At 42.0% G+C, this 17064-nt stretch carries 10 protein-coding genes and 1 pseudogene; 9 read left to right on the forward strand and 2 right to left on the reverse strand.

All coding sequences use genetic code 11. The features are described 5' to 3' along the window. The first annotated feature begins 188 nt into the window (after positions 1–188). The 8 genes and pseudogenes from hemL to RG963_RS05080 all read left to right on the forward strand — a co-directional run. Complete coding sequence (gene hemL / locus RG963_RS05045) at positions 189–1463, forward strand: glutamate-1-semialdehyde 2,1-aminomutase (protein WP_310575184.1); 1275 nt, start codon at positions 189–191, stop codon at positions 1461–1463. 33 nt (positions 1464–1496) lie between these two features. After that, positions 1497–2450 carry a hydroxymethylbilane synthase gene (gene hemC, locus RG963_RS05050; protein ID WP_310575185.1) on the forward strand — a complete coding sequence of 318 codons (954 nt, stop codon included), beginning with the start codon at positions 1497–1499 and terminating at the stop codon, positions 2448–2450. A 30-nt stretch (positions 2451–2480) separates the two neighbouring features. Beyond that, positions 2481–3386 (forward strand): dihydroorotate dehydrogenase, encoded by a 906-nt coding sequence (locus RG963_RS05055; protein WP_310575186.1) that lies wholly within the window; start codon positions 2481–2483, stop codon positions 3384–3386. Beyond that, positions 3386–4165: a dihydroorotate dehydrogenase electron transfer subunit gene (locus RG963_RS05060; protein WP_310575187.1), complete on the forward strand. Its 780-nt coding sequence runs from the start codon at positions 3386–3388 to the stop codon at positions 4163–4165. Before RG963_RS05055 ends, RG963_RS05060 begins: the two co-directional genes overlap by 1 nt. Before the next feature lie 72 nt (positions 4166–4237). Further along, positions 4238–4972 (forward strand): fumarylacetoacetate hydrolase family protein, encoded by a 735-nt coding sequence (locus RG963_RS05065; RefSeq protein ID WP_310575188.1) that lies wholly within the window; start codon positions 4238–4240, stop codon positions 4970–4972. Then, positions 4972–5277, forward strand: a complete 306-nt coding sequence (locus tag RG963_RS05070) for a hypothetical protein (protein WP_310575189.1) — start codon at positions 4972–4974, stop codon at positions 5275–5277. Before RG963_RS05065 ends, RG963_RS05070 begins: the two co-directional genes overlap by 1 nt. A gap of 245 nt (positions 5278–5522) precedes the next feature. Next, a complete protein-coding gene (locus tag RG963_RS05075) occupies positions 5523–7238 on the forward strand; it encodes a glutamate--tRNA ligase (RefSeq protein ID WP_310575190.1) in 1716 nt (571 codons plus the stop codon). A 450-nt stretch (positions 7239–7688) separates the two neighbouring features. Beyond that, positions 7689–8972 (forward strand): annotated as a pseudogene (locus RG963_RS05080) (PKD domain-containing protein); the annotation flags it as partial. Between the two features lie 322 nt (positions 8973–9294). Here RG963_RS05080 and RG963_RS05085 read toward each other — a convergent pair. Both RG963_RS05085 and RG963_RS05090 read right to left on the reverse strand, forming a co-directional pair. Continuing rightward, on the reverse strand, positions 9295–10506 hold the full coding sequence (locus RG963_RS05085) for a PKD domain-containing protein (protein ID WP_310575192.1): 1212 nt from the start codon (positions 10504–10506) through the stop codon (positions 9295–9297). A 1136-nt stretch (positions 10507–11642) separates the two neighbouring features. After that, positions 11643–12185 (reverse strand): DUF1648 domain-containing protein, encoded by a 543-nt coding sequence (locus tag RG963_RS05090; RefSeq protein WP_310575193.1) that lies wholly within the window; start codon positions 12183–12185, stop codon positions 11643–11645. A 710-nt stretch (positions 12186–12895) separates the two neighbouring features. On the opposite strand from RG963_RS05090, the gene RG963_RS05095 reads away from it, so the two are divergent. Next, positions 12896–17064: PKD domain-containing protein (locus RG963_RS05095; RefSeq protein ID WP_310575194.1), on the forward strand; the 4169-nt coding region annotated here is incomplete at its 3' end.

Below are 17064 nucleotides of genomic sequence, written 5' to 3' on the forward strand. Positions count from 1 at the left end.
ATACAGAAAACAGTAAAATTACCTTTACTTACAGGTTTTCCGAATTTGTATTTCAGTTTAATTTATAATTCAGTTGAATTCAGAGTTTCGCTTTAATTCATGAATTACCAGTATGTTGAATCAGTACGTTGAATCAGTACGTTGAATCAGTACGTTGAAGATTTCTAGTCCAATCCGGTGAGATTTCCATGATATCTGAGGTAACACTTGAGAAGTCCATACAAATGTATGAGAAAGCAAAGACCCTTATTCCGGGCGGGGTAAGCAGTCCTGTGCGTGCAATCAAGCCCTATCCTTTTTATACGGCCTCAGCTGATGGCTCAAAGATAAAGGACCTTGACGGGAACGAGTACATCGATTACTGCCTGGCTTACGGCCCTGAAATCCTTGGGCACAACCACCCTGTAATAAAAGAGGCCATTAAAGCCCAGCTCGATAAAGGCTGGCTCTATGGAACCCCTACAGAGCTTGAAGTAACCCTGGCAGAAAAGATTGTGGGGTATTATCCCAGTATTGACATGCTCCGTTTCGTTTCTACAGGGACTGAAGCCACAATGAGCGCCCTCCGCCTTGCCCGCGGCTTTACAGGTAGAAACAAATTTATAAAAATCGAAGGCGGATTTCACGGTGCCCATGATGCCGTACTGGTAAAAGCAGGTTCAGGAGCTACAACCCTGGGAGAACCCGATTCCCTGGGCATTCCTGCAGATTTCACTAAACATACCTTGCAGGCTCCGTATAACGATATTGAAGCAATGGCCGAACTTGTGGAGAAGAACAGGGATAAACTGGCCGCGGTTATAATAGAACCCGTGCTCGGGAACATAGGTCCGATCATCCCAATTCCTGGCTACCTGGAAGAACTCAGGAAGCTAACCCTGGAAAACGATGTGCTTCTAATTTTTGATGAGGTCATTACAGGATTCAGGCTTGCAATGGGTGGAGCTCAGGAATACTTCGGAGTCGTGCCTGATATGACTACCCTGGGAAAAATCGTAGGTGGAGGCTTGCCTATAGGGGTTTTCGGCGGCAGTCGGGAAATCATGGAAATGGTATCCCCGTCCGGAGCTGTTTACCAGGCAGGGACTTTCAGCGGAAGTCCATGTTCTGTAGCTGCGGGCATTGCAATGCTTGATTATCTGAAACAGGAAAACATCCATGCAAAACTCAATTCGACAGGCGATTACATACGGGCTATGCTCTCTGAAATCGTTGAAGACGAAGGGCTTGACTATCACGTATGCGGAATTGCTTCCATGTTCAAGATCTTCTTCGGGGCTGAACCTCATAACTACCAGGAGGCTCTGAAGTGCGATAAGGAGGGTTATCTTGCTTTCTTCCACAGGATGCTCGCAAGCGGAATTTTCCTCCCTCCCTCGCAATTCGAGACCAATTTCGTCTCTGCAGCCCATAATGAAGAAGACATCGAAAAAACCCTTAAAGCATATACTGAAAATATCTGAGCAGATTTGCGTCTTTGAAAACGAGGATTCCATATGATTATAGGTACGCGGGGCAGCCAGCTTGCGCTTGCTCAGACCAAAAATGTTGCACGCCTTTTAAAAGAACAGGGCGTTGAAACCAGCTTGAAAATTATAAAAACCAGCGGAGACAGGTTCACGGACCGTCCTCTGCATGCAGTATCAGGTGGAGTTGGGGCTTTTGTCAGGGAACTGGACGATGTTATGCTTGCAGGAGAAATAGATATTGCTGTCCATTCCATGAAGGATATGCCAACTGTCCGCCCGCCAACACTTCCAACCGCTTCCGTTCTAAAGCGAGATACCCCGTTCGATATCCTGCTAACATATGACGGGACCACACTGGATGAGCTACCGGAGCAGTCCATTATAGGCACCAGTTCCCTGAGAAGGGCTGCTCAGATCAGGCGCTACAGGCCCGACCTCATTACGCAGGATTTAAGGGGCAATATTGATACAAGGCTCAGGAAGCTCAAAGAAGGGCAATATGACGGTATCCTGCTTGCCAGGGCCGGGCTCGAACGCCTGGGCTGGGAACTTGAAGGGGAAATCCTTTCTCCGGACTTCTTTTGCCCCTCTCCGAATCAGGGCACGGTTGCAGTGGTCACAAGGGCAGGCACTGAGGCTGAAGCTGCAGTTTCCAGACTTGAAGATCTCGAAAGCCGGATTGTCACTGAAATCGAGCGCATCCTGATTTTCGAACTCGGTGGAGGCTGCACTACCCCTATAGGTTCCTATGCCGAACTGACGCAGGATAAAAAACAAATCCATGTTCGGGCCGAAGTCCTTTCCCTTGACGGGCGGGAGGCTGTCAGGATAGACGAGTTTATCCCTATGCTCGGAGGCATCGAAAAAGCCAGGGAACTCGGGCACAGGCTTGTACAGATGGGCGGCAAGAGACTGGCTGAAGAGGCGCTCTTGCAGCTTTCCAGAGATTCGTGCGACTGCTCAGATGATTCATACGACTGATGATACTGACAGGGCAGAAAGGAGTCATCCATGTACACTCTTACCGGACTTAAACTGAAAAATCCGACCATTCTTGCAGCCGGGGTGCTTGGCACAACAGGAGCATCTCTTTGCAGGGTCGCACGTGAGGGGGGAGCAGGCGCAGTTGTGACCAAATCCATAGGTCCTATGCCTAAAACCGGGCACTTCAACCCTAGCATGGTCAAACTCGACTGTGGCTTTTTGAATGCTATGGGACTTCCGAACCCTTCCTATCCGGGTTTCCTGCAGGAACTCGAGATTGCAAAAAAGGATTCAAGGGTCCCGGTAATTGCAAGCATTTTCGGCGGAAGTCCTGCTGAATTTAAAGAAGTTGCTGAAGGTCTCCTTCCTGCAAAACCCAATGCTTTCGAGCTTAATGTGAGCTGCCCCCATGCAGAGGGATATGGGGCGGCTGTCGGTTCTGATCCCTGCCTTGTAGAAGCAGTCACAGAAGCGGTAAAAGATGTAGTAAACGTGCCTGTGTGGGTCAAGCTTACCCCCAATGTTTCTGACATTACGTGCATAGGGACTGCAGCTGAATCAGGGGGCGCGGATGCGGTTGTTGTAATCAATACCTTAAAAGGAATGGCTATAGACATCGAGTCAGGGTATCCTGTCCTGGGAAACCGTTCAGGCGGGCTTTCAGGAAAAGCTGTTAAGCCTGTGGCTGTCAAATGTGTCTACGACCTTTATACTGCTCTGGAAATTCCTGTAATAGGAGTAGGAGGGGTGTCTACCTGGCAGGATGCTGTAGAAATGATGATGGCAGGAGCGGCGGCTGTCCAGGTCGGGTCTGCAGTGTATGACAGGGTTGACATATTCTCCGAAATCAGTACAGGGATCGAAGCTTTCCTGCAGAGGAAAGGGTATTCGGATGTGAAAAAATTAATAGGGCTTTCCCATGAGATGGTCTGATGTTACCTCTTAATGCTACAATAGTACGGATAATTGAAGAGTCTCCTTCTGTCAGGACTTTTTTCTTTGATCTCCAGTTTGAGACTATGGAGCCCGGCCAGTTTGTAATGGCATGGGTCAGGGGCGTGGATGAAGTGCCCATGGGCCTCTCCAAAAAAAACTCTATTACTGTCCAGAAAGTGGGAGAGGCAACCGCGAAAATCTTTGAATTTAAAGAAGGAGATTCTTTCGGGCTAAGGGGGCCTTTCGGAAGGGGCTTTTCTCTTCCTTCTAAGAGCGAAAAAATCCTGATAGTTGCAGGCGGTGTCGGAGCTGCTCCTCTTGCTCCTTATGCAGACGCAGCCCGTAACGCAGGCTCTAAGGTGCACACAGTCCTTGGAGCACGGAGTGCAGGCGACCTGATTTTTGAAGATCGCTTTGAAGAGGCAGGGGAAGTTTACGTTTCCACTGATGACGGCTCAAAAGGGACAAAGGGTTTTGTAACCGATGTTCTAAGTAGCCTCAACCTTTTGGTTTATGATAGGATCGCTGTCTGCGGCCCGGAAGTAATGATGGCATCTGTTTTCAGGTTACTTGAGGATAGAAAGGTTCTTGAAAAGGCAGAGTTCAGCCTTCATCGCTATTTCAAATGCGGTATCGGAGTCTGCGGAGCATGCTGCATAGATCGGTCCGGGCTCCGGGTTTGCAAGGACGGGCCTGTGTTTTCAGGCGTTCAGCTCCTTGATTCCGAACTCGGGAAATATGCACGGGATGCCAGTGGGCGAAGAGTTAAAATTTAAGTTTTGATATATCCTTTAAAAAATGAAAAAAAGCAGGTGGAAAGATCCCAAAACGCAGGAGAAGGCAAAGATATGATTGGAAGATTCAGATCAGGAGATGAAATATTTTATGGAGAGATCGAAAGTGGGCACGTATATCCTAAATGTGGGGCTCTAGCAGGGGTTTTTGAGCTTCAGGAACTACGCGTCCTCCCGCCCGCGTCTCCCTCCAAAATCGTATGTGTTGGCCTGAATTACCGGGACCATGCCGAAGAACTGTCCATGGAAGTCCCGGAGACTCCTGTTCTCTTTTTAAAGCCTCCTTCAGCAATTATAGGGCATAAAGACAAGATCATTTATCCGGCATCCAGTTCTAGAGTAGAACATGAGGCCGAACTAGCAGTTGTTATCGGCAAACGCTGTAAGAGTATTTCAGCCTCAAAGGCTGAGGACGTGATTGCGGGTTATACCTGTTTCAATGATGTAACTGCACGGGATCTTCAACAAAAGGATGGGCAGTGGACCAGGGCAAAGAGCTTTGATACCTTTGCAGCCTTCGGGCCTTATCTTGCCTCCCCCGAAGAGCTGGATATTACGGATGCAAAAATTGCATGCCGGGTAAATGGGGAAACCAGACAGGATTCCAGCACTTCAAACCTTATTTTTGATATTCCTTACCTTATTGAATTTATCACCGAGATCATGACCCTGGAAGTGGGAGATGTTATCACTACAGGAACTCCGCCTGGTGTTGGAGAACTACAGCGTGGGGACACTGTCGAAGTGGAAATCCAGGGAATCGGAATACTTCTAAACGAGGTTGTCTGATGCTGCTTGAGCCTATCGGAACTGAACTTGACCTTATAGAGCGCCATCTTCTGGTGCTAAAAAAAGTGATCGAAGAAGCCCCTATCGGAATTCTGAAACTTTCAGAAGTCACTGGAATGCAGAACCACAAAGTGCGCTACTCTCTCAGAGTCCTTGAACAGGCTAATCTTATCAAGCCCTCGGCTCAGGGTGCAGTACCTGGAGATGCAGTTCCCAAATTCCTGGAGGAGTTTGAGAGCGAGCTTGAAAAAATAAATGATAAAGTGTCCCGTATCCGGAAAATTGAAGTTTCCATCCCGAAATAAAGGCTTCTGCGTGCAGGGAATATTTTTCGGAATGCCTTTTTTCAATTTATTCCGGGAATCTGGGGGCTTCGGTGACTTTTTATAACTCTATTTACATGTTTTTCCGCAATCATCGGATTCCGCGCATCTCATGGAATATTCACTTTTCCGTGAGTATCTATTAAATTGAATTATCCACTAACGTTTAATTTGATTTGTCTGACATTCTTAACATTCAATCCATGTTTATTTTTGGAGAAACTTCTATGACCTTAAGTCCTGAAGACCTTAAAACAATAGAAAAATACGCCTTTCAAAATGCTGTAAAATACGGGAAAGCCCCCCAGCCCAAAGCTGTTATGGGAAAGGTAATGGGGGAGTGCCCTCAACTCAGAGCCGATCCCGGTGCAGTATCCGAAGCTCTTGAATCTATTGTTTCCGAAATTGCTAAAGGAAACCCTGAAATCTGGGAAGCCCGGCTCTCTGAAATTGCACCCGAACTTATTGAAGCTCTGAGTGTGAAGAAAGAGCCCGATAAAGGCTTAAAACCCCTGGAAGGGGCAGAACCCGGCAAGGTTGTAATGCGTTTTGCCCCAAATCCTAATGGGCCGGCGACCCTGGGCAGTGCAAGAGGCATGGTAGTAAATTCCGAATATGTGAAGATATACACCGGAAAATTCATCCTGCGTTTCGATGATACCGATCCTGACATCAAACGGCCTATGCTTGAAGCCTATGACTGGTACCTCGATGACTTTAAATGGCTCGGAGTTGTGCCTGACCAGGTGGTCTATGCGTCTGATCACTTCCCTCTCTATTACGATTATGCAAGAAAACTCATTGAAATGGGCAAAGCTTATGTTTGTTTCTGTAAAGGGGAAGATTTCAAGCGCTTGAAGGACGCCAAGCAAGCTTGTCCTCACAGGGACGTAAGCCCTGAAGAAAATCTCATGCACTGGGAAAAGATGCTTGCCGGGGAATACGAAGATCAGCAGGCAGTTCTGAGGATTAAAACCGATATAAAATATAAGGACCCAGCTTTACGGGATTGGGGGGCATTCAGGATCCGAAAAATGTCCCATCCCCGCCCTGAGATCGGAAATAAATACATTGTCTGGCCCCTCCTGGATTTTGCAGGCGCTATCGAAGACCACGAACTCGGCATGACCCATATCATCCGAGGCAAAGACCTGATAGACAGCGAAAAGCGGCAGGGGTATATCTACAATTACTTTGGCTGGAACTACCCGAAGACAACCCACTGGGGCAGAGTTAAAATCCACGAGTTCGGAAAGTTCAGCACCAGTACCCTCCGAAAAGCCATAGAAACAGGGGAATACAGCGGCTGGGACGATCCGAGGCTGCCCACAATCCGGGCAATCCGGCGCCGTGGAATACAGGCTGAAGCCCTCAAAAAATTTTTGATAGAGATGGGAGTCGGGATGACTGACGTGAGCATAAGCATGGAGTCTCTGTATGCCGAGAACCGCAAAATCGTGGACCCTATTGCAAACCGCTATTTCTTTGTCTGGGACCCGGTAGAAATGGAAATCACAGATGCAGAGTCGACAGTTGCTAAACTTCCACTTCACCCCACTGACCATGCAAGAGGATTTCGGGAAATTGCCGTAGGAAATCAGGTGCTTGTCTGTAAGGATGATGTAGAAAAGCTGGAAATTGGTTCCGTCCTCCGCTTAAAAGATTTCTGCAATGTCGAAATCACTTCCCTTTCTCCACTTCAGGCAAAATGCTCTGATATTTCTCTTGAAGCCCTTAAAAAAGCAAAAGCAAAAATCCTCCACTGGGCGCCAGTTGACGGAATTTCCGTTACAGTTCGCGGCCCCGAAGGCGATATCAAAGGAATCGGTGAGCACGGGATTGCAACCGAACTTGACAGAATCGTACAGTTCGAGCGCTTTGGGTTCTGCAGGATCGATGCGGTAGAGGAAGACGAAGTTGTGGCTTATTTTGCCCACAAATAATTTCTGGAAGAAGGTGGGCAGGAAACTGTTCACTCTTTCTTTTGCTCACTCCTTTTTATTAATTTTTCATTATTCCTTATTTCTTATCTGGAAGTGTCCGTAATTTGTTGATTTGATATTAAAAAATGAGCTTATCCGTCATTTTTGGCCATTTTTTAGAGAGATTTTAATTTTGTGATTTTCAGTAGTACTCCCTATCTAATTTCTTGACTCTTTCAGAGCTCATTTGAAATTCTCAAAAGTTTTTCTTTTACCTTTTTTGTACCGAAAAACTTCGCTATTTCTGTACATATTTACTGCGACCTTATTCTTTTTCTCGAAACAAACTCTCTAAAATTACACATTTTCTTAAAGCTTACATTTAAATGACAAAGTTTAAAAATGTAAATATATCTAAATTATTAACATTTTTTATATGAAAATTAAGCGAAAGATAAAGGAGTAGGATAAATGAAAATTAACAAAAAATTGCATTCCCTGGCCTTAGCATCATCAGCCCTGGTTTTATTTTTGATTCTCGTTTCATCTACTGTATCGGCGGCTACTGAGCAAACTGCTTCGCTTACGATCAATGAAACTCGGATAACTACCAGTGGATCAGCAGCGTTTCCTGCTATATATGGTGACAGGATAGTATGGGAGGACTGGCGTAATGGAAACAGGGATAATGGACCCTTCAATATTTACATGTACAATATCTCCACTCACAAGGAAACTCAAATTACCACAAGCGGATTAGCATTTTTTCCTGCTATCTACGGTGATAGGATAGTATGGCTGGATGGGCGCAATGGAAATAGTCAGAATGATACCGAGGGAGGACATGATGTCTACATGTACGATCTCTCTACTCACAAGGAAACTCGGATAACCAATAGCACAATCCCTGCTGATGGATTCGGGTATGGCCTCGGGGCGAGTATCTCCGGTAACAGGATACTGTGGGGTGGCACATATGATTATTGCATTTATGATATCTCCACTCACAAGAAAACTGATCTCAACGATGTGCCAATAATCAATCCTGCTTTTTTCGGTAACAGAATAGTGGGGGTGTCTGATATTGATGGACGTCCGAGTAATCTCACCATGTACGATCTCTCTACTCACAAGAAAACTCAGATTACCACCAGCGATGCAGCATTCAGTCCTGATATTTATAATAATATTATAGTTTGGGCAGATGAGCACAAGGGAGATGAAGTTTACCACTCCGAGATCTACATGTATGATCTTTCCAGTAAAAAGGAAACTCAAATTACCAACAGCGGATCAATATTTTATTATAGTCTTGCAATCTCCGAGGACAGGATATTGTGGGAGGATTATAATAATGGAAGTATTTACATGTATAATCTCTCAACTCAAGAGGAAACTCACACTAACGATACATCAGTTAGGGGAGGATTTGATTTCTATGGTGATAAGATAGTGTGGACGGATTGGGGCAATGAAAAACCCAATGTCTACATGGGTACTCTCATCAGTTCAAACCTGCCTGTTGCTGCATATTCTGCATCTCCAACCTGTGGAAAAGCACCATTAACTGTTGCCTTTACTGAAAAAAGTACAGGCTCACCGACTAAATGGAGATGGAGTTTTGGAGACGGAACAACTTCAACAACCCAGAATCCGAAACATAAGTATTCAAAAGCAGGAACCTATACAGTATCACTTAAAGCAACCAATGCTGCAGGAAGCAATACAAAAACATTAAAAAATTATATAAAAGTTACACCAACAAATACAAGACCGGGTATATACTCTGAAAACGAATAAACCCTTAAATTGAAAAATAATAAAAAAGATCAAGGCTAAGGGCAATGAGTGGATAAACCATTTCTTCTTTTTCCTTTATCACAAAGTACAGGACTTATCATTTTACTGATACATGAATTTGATTTTTAAAAAATCTTTGCATCAGTAAAGACGGCGGCTTTGCTTTTGTAGCCTGTTTCTACCACAGCAGAGGAAATCGAGTATGTGACAAAAAATACATCATGTGCTTATTACCCTCGGATATAACCTTTTTACGGTTTTTCAATTAAGAGTTTACTTACTTAACTATTATATAACTGGTCTTTTTCGCCATGTTACTACCTGCAGCATTCTTTACTGTCAAACTGACAGTATATTTTCCTATTTTATTGTATTTGTGCACAGGGTTCTCAAGTGTAGATAATGCACTTTTATCTCCAAAGTTCCATGAATAGTAATACTCATCTGTACTCTTATCAGTAAACTGCACATTCAAAGGATGTTTTCCAGTGGTTGGGGATGCAGAAAAAGCAGCTACAGGAAGATAACTAATAGTACCCATGTAGACATCGGGATTTCCATTGCATGTATCTATCCATGCAATTTTGTTATCGTATAGAGCAATAGCAGGGGCACTCGGAGCTGACTTATCGGTAGTGTGTACTTGTTGATGGGTTATAAGATCATATGCGTAGATATCCAATCTACCGTTTCGGTTATCCATCCATACGATGTTATTACCATAGATAACAGGGTCTTCTGAATCTGATGGATTTGTAGTGATTCGCGTCTCCTTCTTAGTGGAGAGATCGTACATGTAGATATCTCCATTTCCATTACGATTATCCTGCCAAACTATCTTGTTTCCGTAGATATCAGGGCAGTACGCTGATCCGCTAGTAGTGATCTGCGTCTCCTTAGAAGTAGAGAGATCGTATGCATAGATATCCCATTTACCATTCTCATTCCTATTATCCCACCACACTACCGTGTTTCCGTAAATAGCAGGATAGAATGCTCTTCCTTTTGTTGTTATTTGAGTTTCCTTCGAAGTAGAGAGATCGTACATGTAGATACACCAGTATCCATTGTGATTATCATCCCACACTATCTTGTTTCCGTAAATATCAGGTTCATCGGTATGTCTGTCTGTTGTTATTTGAGTTTCCTTCGAAGTAGAGAGATCGTACATATAGATGCCCCAGTTATTATTGCGAAAATCATCCCAAACTATCCTGTTTCCATAGATAGCAGGACGGTACTGGCTTGAATCGGTGATCTTAGTTTCTTTTTTCGTCGAGAGATCATATGCATAAATAGCAGAGTTCCCATTGCGTGTATCCTGCCAAACGATTTTATTATCGTAAATATCAGGATTGCCTGCTGTGCCATGATTGGTGATACGAGTCTTAGCAATAGATGCCGAAGCAGTGGATGAAACAAGAATTAAAAATAAAATCAGAGTTGCTGATGCTAAAGTTACTGAATATAATTTTTTGTTAGTTTTCATTATCCTCTACTCCTTTGCCTTTCGTTTATTTTTCATATAAAAAATGTTAATAATCTGGACTTCTTTACATTCTTAAACTTTCTTATTTGAAGCGCAGTTTTATAATAATCATTTAATCCGAGAGAATTTCCCCGAAGATAAGGGTGTAAAGACGAGGCTTGGAGTTTGTGGATTTTCTTGTTTTTAACTTCTAAAAAATAGGGTACTTTTTTAACAGCTTAATTTAAGGGTATTTTTGCCTGATTTAGTCACTTGATTAGTTCTTTGACCGTTTGTTGCATTAGTTTACAATTATAGTAATTTTGTCAACTATTTTCTAGGAATCTTTTTATTTCCATTAACTTTCTGCAGGAAATCGGCAAAAAATCTAGTAAGTTGACAGTTTACTAAATCGGTTAACTGGATCAAAAGATGATTAGATAGAGAGGCTAAATGAGAATATGCATAAACAGGTGGTCCGTATTCAAAACTTAATCCTGAGAATAGCAGGCTGAACATTAACTGCTTCCGAAGAATAAGGAAATAAAAAGTCAAGGTATAAGTTTTGGTAACGTCAGGGAAGGCCTATTATCAAAAGCACATTTTTCATGCTAAAAGTGTTGATATATGTGGTGAATTTATATTAAATATTATTAATAAACTATCTATTTAGTCAAGATGTGTAATTTGTCATCGAGGCTGATTTGTATTGGACTTGTTACCCGAACATTGGAGATGTACTTGTTTTTTCAGAATTGATCAATAACTCACGGACAAGACCAAAAATACAAGACCGGGTATATACTCTGAAAACGAATAAAACCTTTAATGAAAAATGATAAAAAGATCAAGGTTAAAAGGTGTGTAGGATCATTGATCAAATCTGACACAAACACCCTTTAGCCTTATTTGACCAGAGTTGAAAACCAACCTTCTGTTTGCGGTTTTTAATAACTGGCTCTCACGATCTAATTTATTAACTCTTTTTTAGTTCATTTTATTCTTAATGTCTTCATTTCACGTTTTTGTGGGCAATGTTGCAATTTTACTGAACTTTTGCTACGCTGCTTTTAACCATATATTTATATGCTTATTCTTAATTTTTTGCAACGGAACCTTGATAGATATATTGATGCCTGAGAGGACATTGAACATGCTCATAATCCACGGTTATGCTTTTTTCCCTTTCCTAATCGAATAGTCCGTACAATGGAGAATATTAATGTGCCAAATATGATTATAATAAAAACGGGTAAAAAGGTAATTGACAAAGGCTGTGCAGTTGCTGTATGATAATTTATGTAAAAGAATAACGTTAACATCTCAACTTTCACAAATATAAGCAGATCCTTTGTACTGAGGTACACTATTTCTTTGTTTTCATCGGTTATTTGAACAGGAACATTCCAAATCTGTGGAAAAAAAGACACTGCAGTTATGAATACATAGAGCAAAATACTTATGGCTGGTAAAAAGAGGATCTCATATTTACTTCCCCATCTATCGATTTCACCCACTGTATTGTAATGCATAGGAACCTGTTGAGGAATTTGATTCCACTGGGTGTAAATAAAGAAAATCATACCGACTAAAAGTAGAAGCCCTATTGTTTCCAAAGCAATTTGGAACTTAGTATACTTTAACTTCGTAGTGAGATCCTCCTTAACAAGTAAAATACAAATTTCTGTTGCTCTTTGCATTATCTGTTACATGTAGCATATTTTCAAATATATTAAATGTCTCATTTTTCAAATTATAGATACAAAAATCATATTGAAGGTGGGGTCTGGCAACAATTCATTCTTTTTGGCATCGCTAACAGTTAGGCTACTGATGCATAGGTTTTGTGTCAAAACCTGTGTATATGGTCAAATATTCCCGGTAATTTGCCGCTGGAATTGACACAGAATGAGCTAAAATACATAGGTTTTATGAAAATCACCGTATCAAGTAGTTAATATATAGTAGTTTTAGTTGAACAACTAGGTTTTATCGGGAGATTATCTGAGTTCTGAACCAAAGGAAATCTTAAAGAGACATGCCTGCAGTCTGGTCGGTAACTGGTCTGTTCTCATGTACCATATTCTCCTAAATTCCTACTTATTTCATAGTATCGATCTCATATTTTTTTGCAACGGAACCCTACAGTTAGTATTCTCATTGCCCCTCTGTTATACTTTCCTGTGAAAAACCCTCATATTTCTGCATGGATCGTTTTGATTCAACCTGTATTATTGAGAAATGTTCAATTCAATGATTTATTAAGAGTTATCTAAATGGAAAAGTTTAAAAATTATTAAAATGTAAACAGTATCAATATTCTTTTGATGATATATGTACTAGAATAGAGGGAAAAAATATGAGATATAGAAAAAAATTTCTTTTAATAATTTTAATTTTTATTTCTATAATGTCCATTTCAGCTACGGCATCGGCAAAGGAAATTACGGTAGATGATGGTTCTGGAGCTGATTTCCGATCAATTCAGGAAGCTATAAATCATTCTGTACCAGGGGACACAATAATCGTAGGGCCTGGAACTTATACTGAAAACGTTCTTGTCAATGTAACAGGCCTAACTATCAGGTCAGAATCAAATAATGGCAATGCTCAGGTAAAACCCCTGGAGGAAAGTGTAAGTACCTTTCTGATAGAAGCTGATAATATAACGATCAGTGGTTTTACTATAATAGGGCCCAGTCAGGATTATGAAAAAAGTGCAATCTTCGTTTATGGCGATATGAATAATCTGACAGGCAATACCATTGAAAATGGTTGTATTCTTCTGGGACCAGAGAGAAGAGGCAATTTAATAACCGAAAATAAAATTAACGGCGGAGATCAAATTTCGAACAGTGAAAGTGAAGGCATACATATTTCCTGTTGTGGATTTGATACTAATATAGTATCAAATAATACGATCTCAAATTGTTCCATTGGCATATACGAATATGATCAGGCGGCAGAGATTCATAATAACAGGATTACTGACTGTGATTATGGTATTGAGCTTACCACTTCAAGTTCAGGAATTGACAATAATACAATATTAAACTGTAATGTCGGGATTAAATTAGGAGAAGCTTGTCCTGTCTACATAATCAACAATACAATACTTTCCTGTTCAGATTGCGGGATTCTTGATACCGAAAGGGATGGCAGTAAACGAATCTACAATAATTATTTTAACAACACTCTGAATGTAAGGTTTGAGGCTGGCGAAGGGGGAAATACATGGAACAATTCACTTACTGAAGGTACTAACATTGTAGGAGGCCCTTACATCGGAGGAAACTTCTGGGCAAAGCCAGATGGAACCGGATTTTCCCAGATCTGCGTGGATATGGATGGGAATGGAATCGGAGACCTGCCTTATAATATCTATGAGGATGAATTTGACTATTTACCTCTTGTATCTATATCCAATCCGCAAAATTCAGTAACCCCAACTGCTAACTTTACAGCCAGTATTACTAATGGTACTGCACCTCTTGTTGTTAAGTTTACAGACCTTTCGAAGAACGCAGTTGTGTGGAACTGGGACTTTGATGGGGACGGGACATCAGATTCTACAAAACAAAATCCTGTGTATGTGTACAAGACTTCAGGAAACTATACAGTTAATTTGACAGCCAGCAATGGAATCAATACTAGTTCCAAACTTGCTAACATAACTGTTGAAAAAAAGGTTTCATCCACGTGGCCATTTGTATACATTACGAATTACCGTAGTAACGTTATCTCTTTAATTGACACAACCACAGGAATAGCTATAACAACTTTGAAAGTAGGACGTTGGCCTGAAGGAGTTGCAGTTGCACCTAATGGAAAAACGGCATATGTGGCGAGCAATTGGGACAATGGTGTCTCTGTGATTGATACTACAACAAATACCGTTACAGCTACCGTGGATATAAGAGGATCTCCTTCTGAAGTTGCAGTCACACCGGATGGAAAATGGGTATATGTTACAGAATCCCAAAACAACACTGTCTCTGTGATCGAGACAGCAACCAATAATGTTATAGCCGCTGTGCCTGTAGGAAGTGGTCCTTCCGGAGTTGCAGTTACACCTGATGGAAAAAAGGTATATGTGGCGAACTCTAACGACGGGACTGTCTCTGTAATTGACACTACCGCAAACAATGTTACAGCCACGGTAAATGTAGGAAATTATCCTTGTGGAGTTGCAGTTGATCCAACAGGAACAAAGGTATATGTAACAAACATGTACAACAGCACTGTCTCTGTAATTGATATAGCTACAAATGCCGTTATAGCTACGGTGGATGTAGATAATTCTCCTCATGAAGTTGTAGTCAATCCAACAGGAACAAAGGTGTATGTGGCTGGTGGAGATGGCTTTGTCTCTGTAATTGATACATCTACAAGAAAAGTTGTAACCACAATGAATATAGAAGGCAGTCCTGAAGGAGTTGCAGTCACACCTGATGGTAAAAAGGTATATGTGGTAATCAAGGGCAGTTATGAAAACAATTATAGCAACAATATCTCTGTAATTGACACCTCAAGCGATACTATTTCAGCAACAGTGAATATCGAGTTTTCTCCCGGGGGAATTGCAATCATCCCGGAGCCAGAACCAGCATTTCCAGTAGCTAATTTCAGCAGCAATGTCAGTGAGGGTTTTGCACCTCTTGCTGTTAAGTTTAACGACAGTTCAGAAAACACAACAGAATGGAACTGGGACTTTGGAGATGGATTTACTTCAACCGAGCAGAATCCAACGCATACTTATCATGCGGTAGGGAATTACACCGTAAATCTGACAGTAACCAATGAAAACGGGCTAGATTCAAAGTCAGCCACAATTAATGTTTCTGAAAAACCTGTACCTGATATCCACTGGGAATTTTTTCCTCAAGAACCTGTTTCCGGGGATACTCTTAATATAAACGGGAATGCGTCTCCGAGAGAGAAAGTCGATGTATTCGTGACATTTGAGAAACTCGTTCCTGTCTCCGAGGGCAAGTTTGAATGCACTCTTGAAAACGTAACGATTCCTGAGGGTCTGGATAACCTCTTTACAGTTGAGGCCAGGGGAATTAACAACCTCCATGTGAGGGTAAAAATGGTTCTCTGGGTAACAAAGAGCTCAGGAGCTTCAGGGGGTACTGCAACCGTATCTCAGTCAAATGTCCCTCCTGGAACTTATACAATAAAGATCGATGGAGATGCTGGAGAAGGTGTCTCAGAGGTTAATCTGAAAATTACAGCTTTTAAGGGTATCAAAGCTGATTCAAATGGAAATTTCAGTTACTCCTATAACACAACAGCAGTTCCTCCTGGGAATTTCGAGGTGAAAGTAGGAGGCATTACGAAAGAAATAACCCTTGGACCTAAGGAAATTGAGGAGCCTCCATTAGTACTTCCGATATCGAATTTCAGCAGTAATGTTACTGAAGGTTATGCTCCCCTTAATGTACAGTTTACAGATCTATCCGAAAATACGACTGGATGGCATTGGGACTTTGGAGATGAAGCTAATTCATCAGATCAGAATCCATTGCACCTATATTCCAACGCAGGAACCTATACAGTTAACCTAACTGCAAGCAATGAAAATGGTACCTCGTCAAAGTCGGCTACAATCAACGTTACTGAGAAATCTGCACCAGTACTTCCTGTAGCAAACTTCACTGCAAATATGACAGAAGGAACAATTCCTCATACTGTGAAGTTCACTGACACATCCACCAACAGTCCGACAGGATGGGAATGGAACTTTGGGGATGAAAATACTTCAACTGAGCAGAGTCCTGAACATACATTCAGGGGTGTAGGCATTTACAATGTTACACTGGTTGTAACAAACGATAATGGTTCAAGCAGTGTAAAATCAATGAATATTACAGTAAACCGTGTACCGAAGTCACCAGTTGCAAACTTCACTGCAAATCTTATTGTTAAGTTCACTGACACATCCACTAACAGCCCAACAAGATGGGAATGGAATTTCGGAGATGGAACTGCAACATCAACCGAGCAGAATCCTGTACACGTATACAGTGGCGAGGGAACATACAATGTTACACTGATTGCAACAAATGCTGGGGGTTCCAGCTATGTAAGATCAATGGTTATCACCGTAAACCGTGTACTGACACCGCCAGTTGCAGACTTTACTGCAAATAAGACCGAAGGAATAACTCCTCTTACTGTGAAGTTCACTGACACATCCACCAACAATCCAATCGGATGGGAATGGAACTTCGGAGATGGAACTCAAACATCAATCGAGCAGAATCCTGTACACGTATACAGTGGCGAGGGAACATACAATGTTACACTGGTTGCAACAAACGCTGATGGCCCCAGCAATGAAAAATCAATGGTCATCACCGTAAACCGTGTACTGACACCCCCAGTTGCAAACTTCGTTGCAGATAAGACCGAAGGAACAACTCCTCTTACTGTAAAGTTCACTGACACATCCACCAACAATCCGACAGGATGGGAATGGAACTTCGGAGATGGAAGTACTTCTACCGAGCAGAATCCTGAACACGTATTCAGTGGCAAGGGAACATATAATGTTACACTGGTTGCAACAAACGG

Source organism: Methanosarcina baikalica (assembly GCF_031461075.1).
Taxonomy (GTDB): domain Archaea; phylum Halobacteriota; class Methanosarcinia; order Methanosarcinales; family Methanosarcinaceae; genus Methanosarcina; species Methanosarcina baikalica.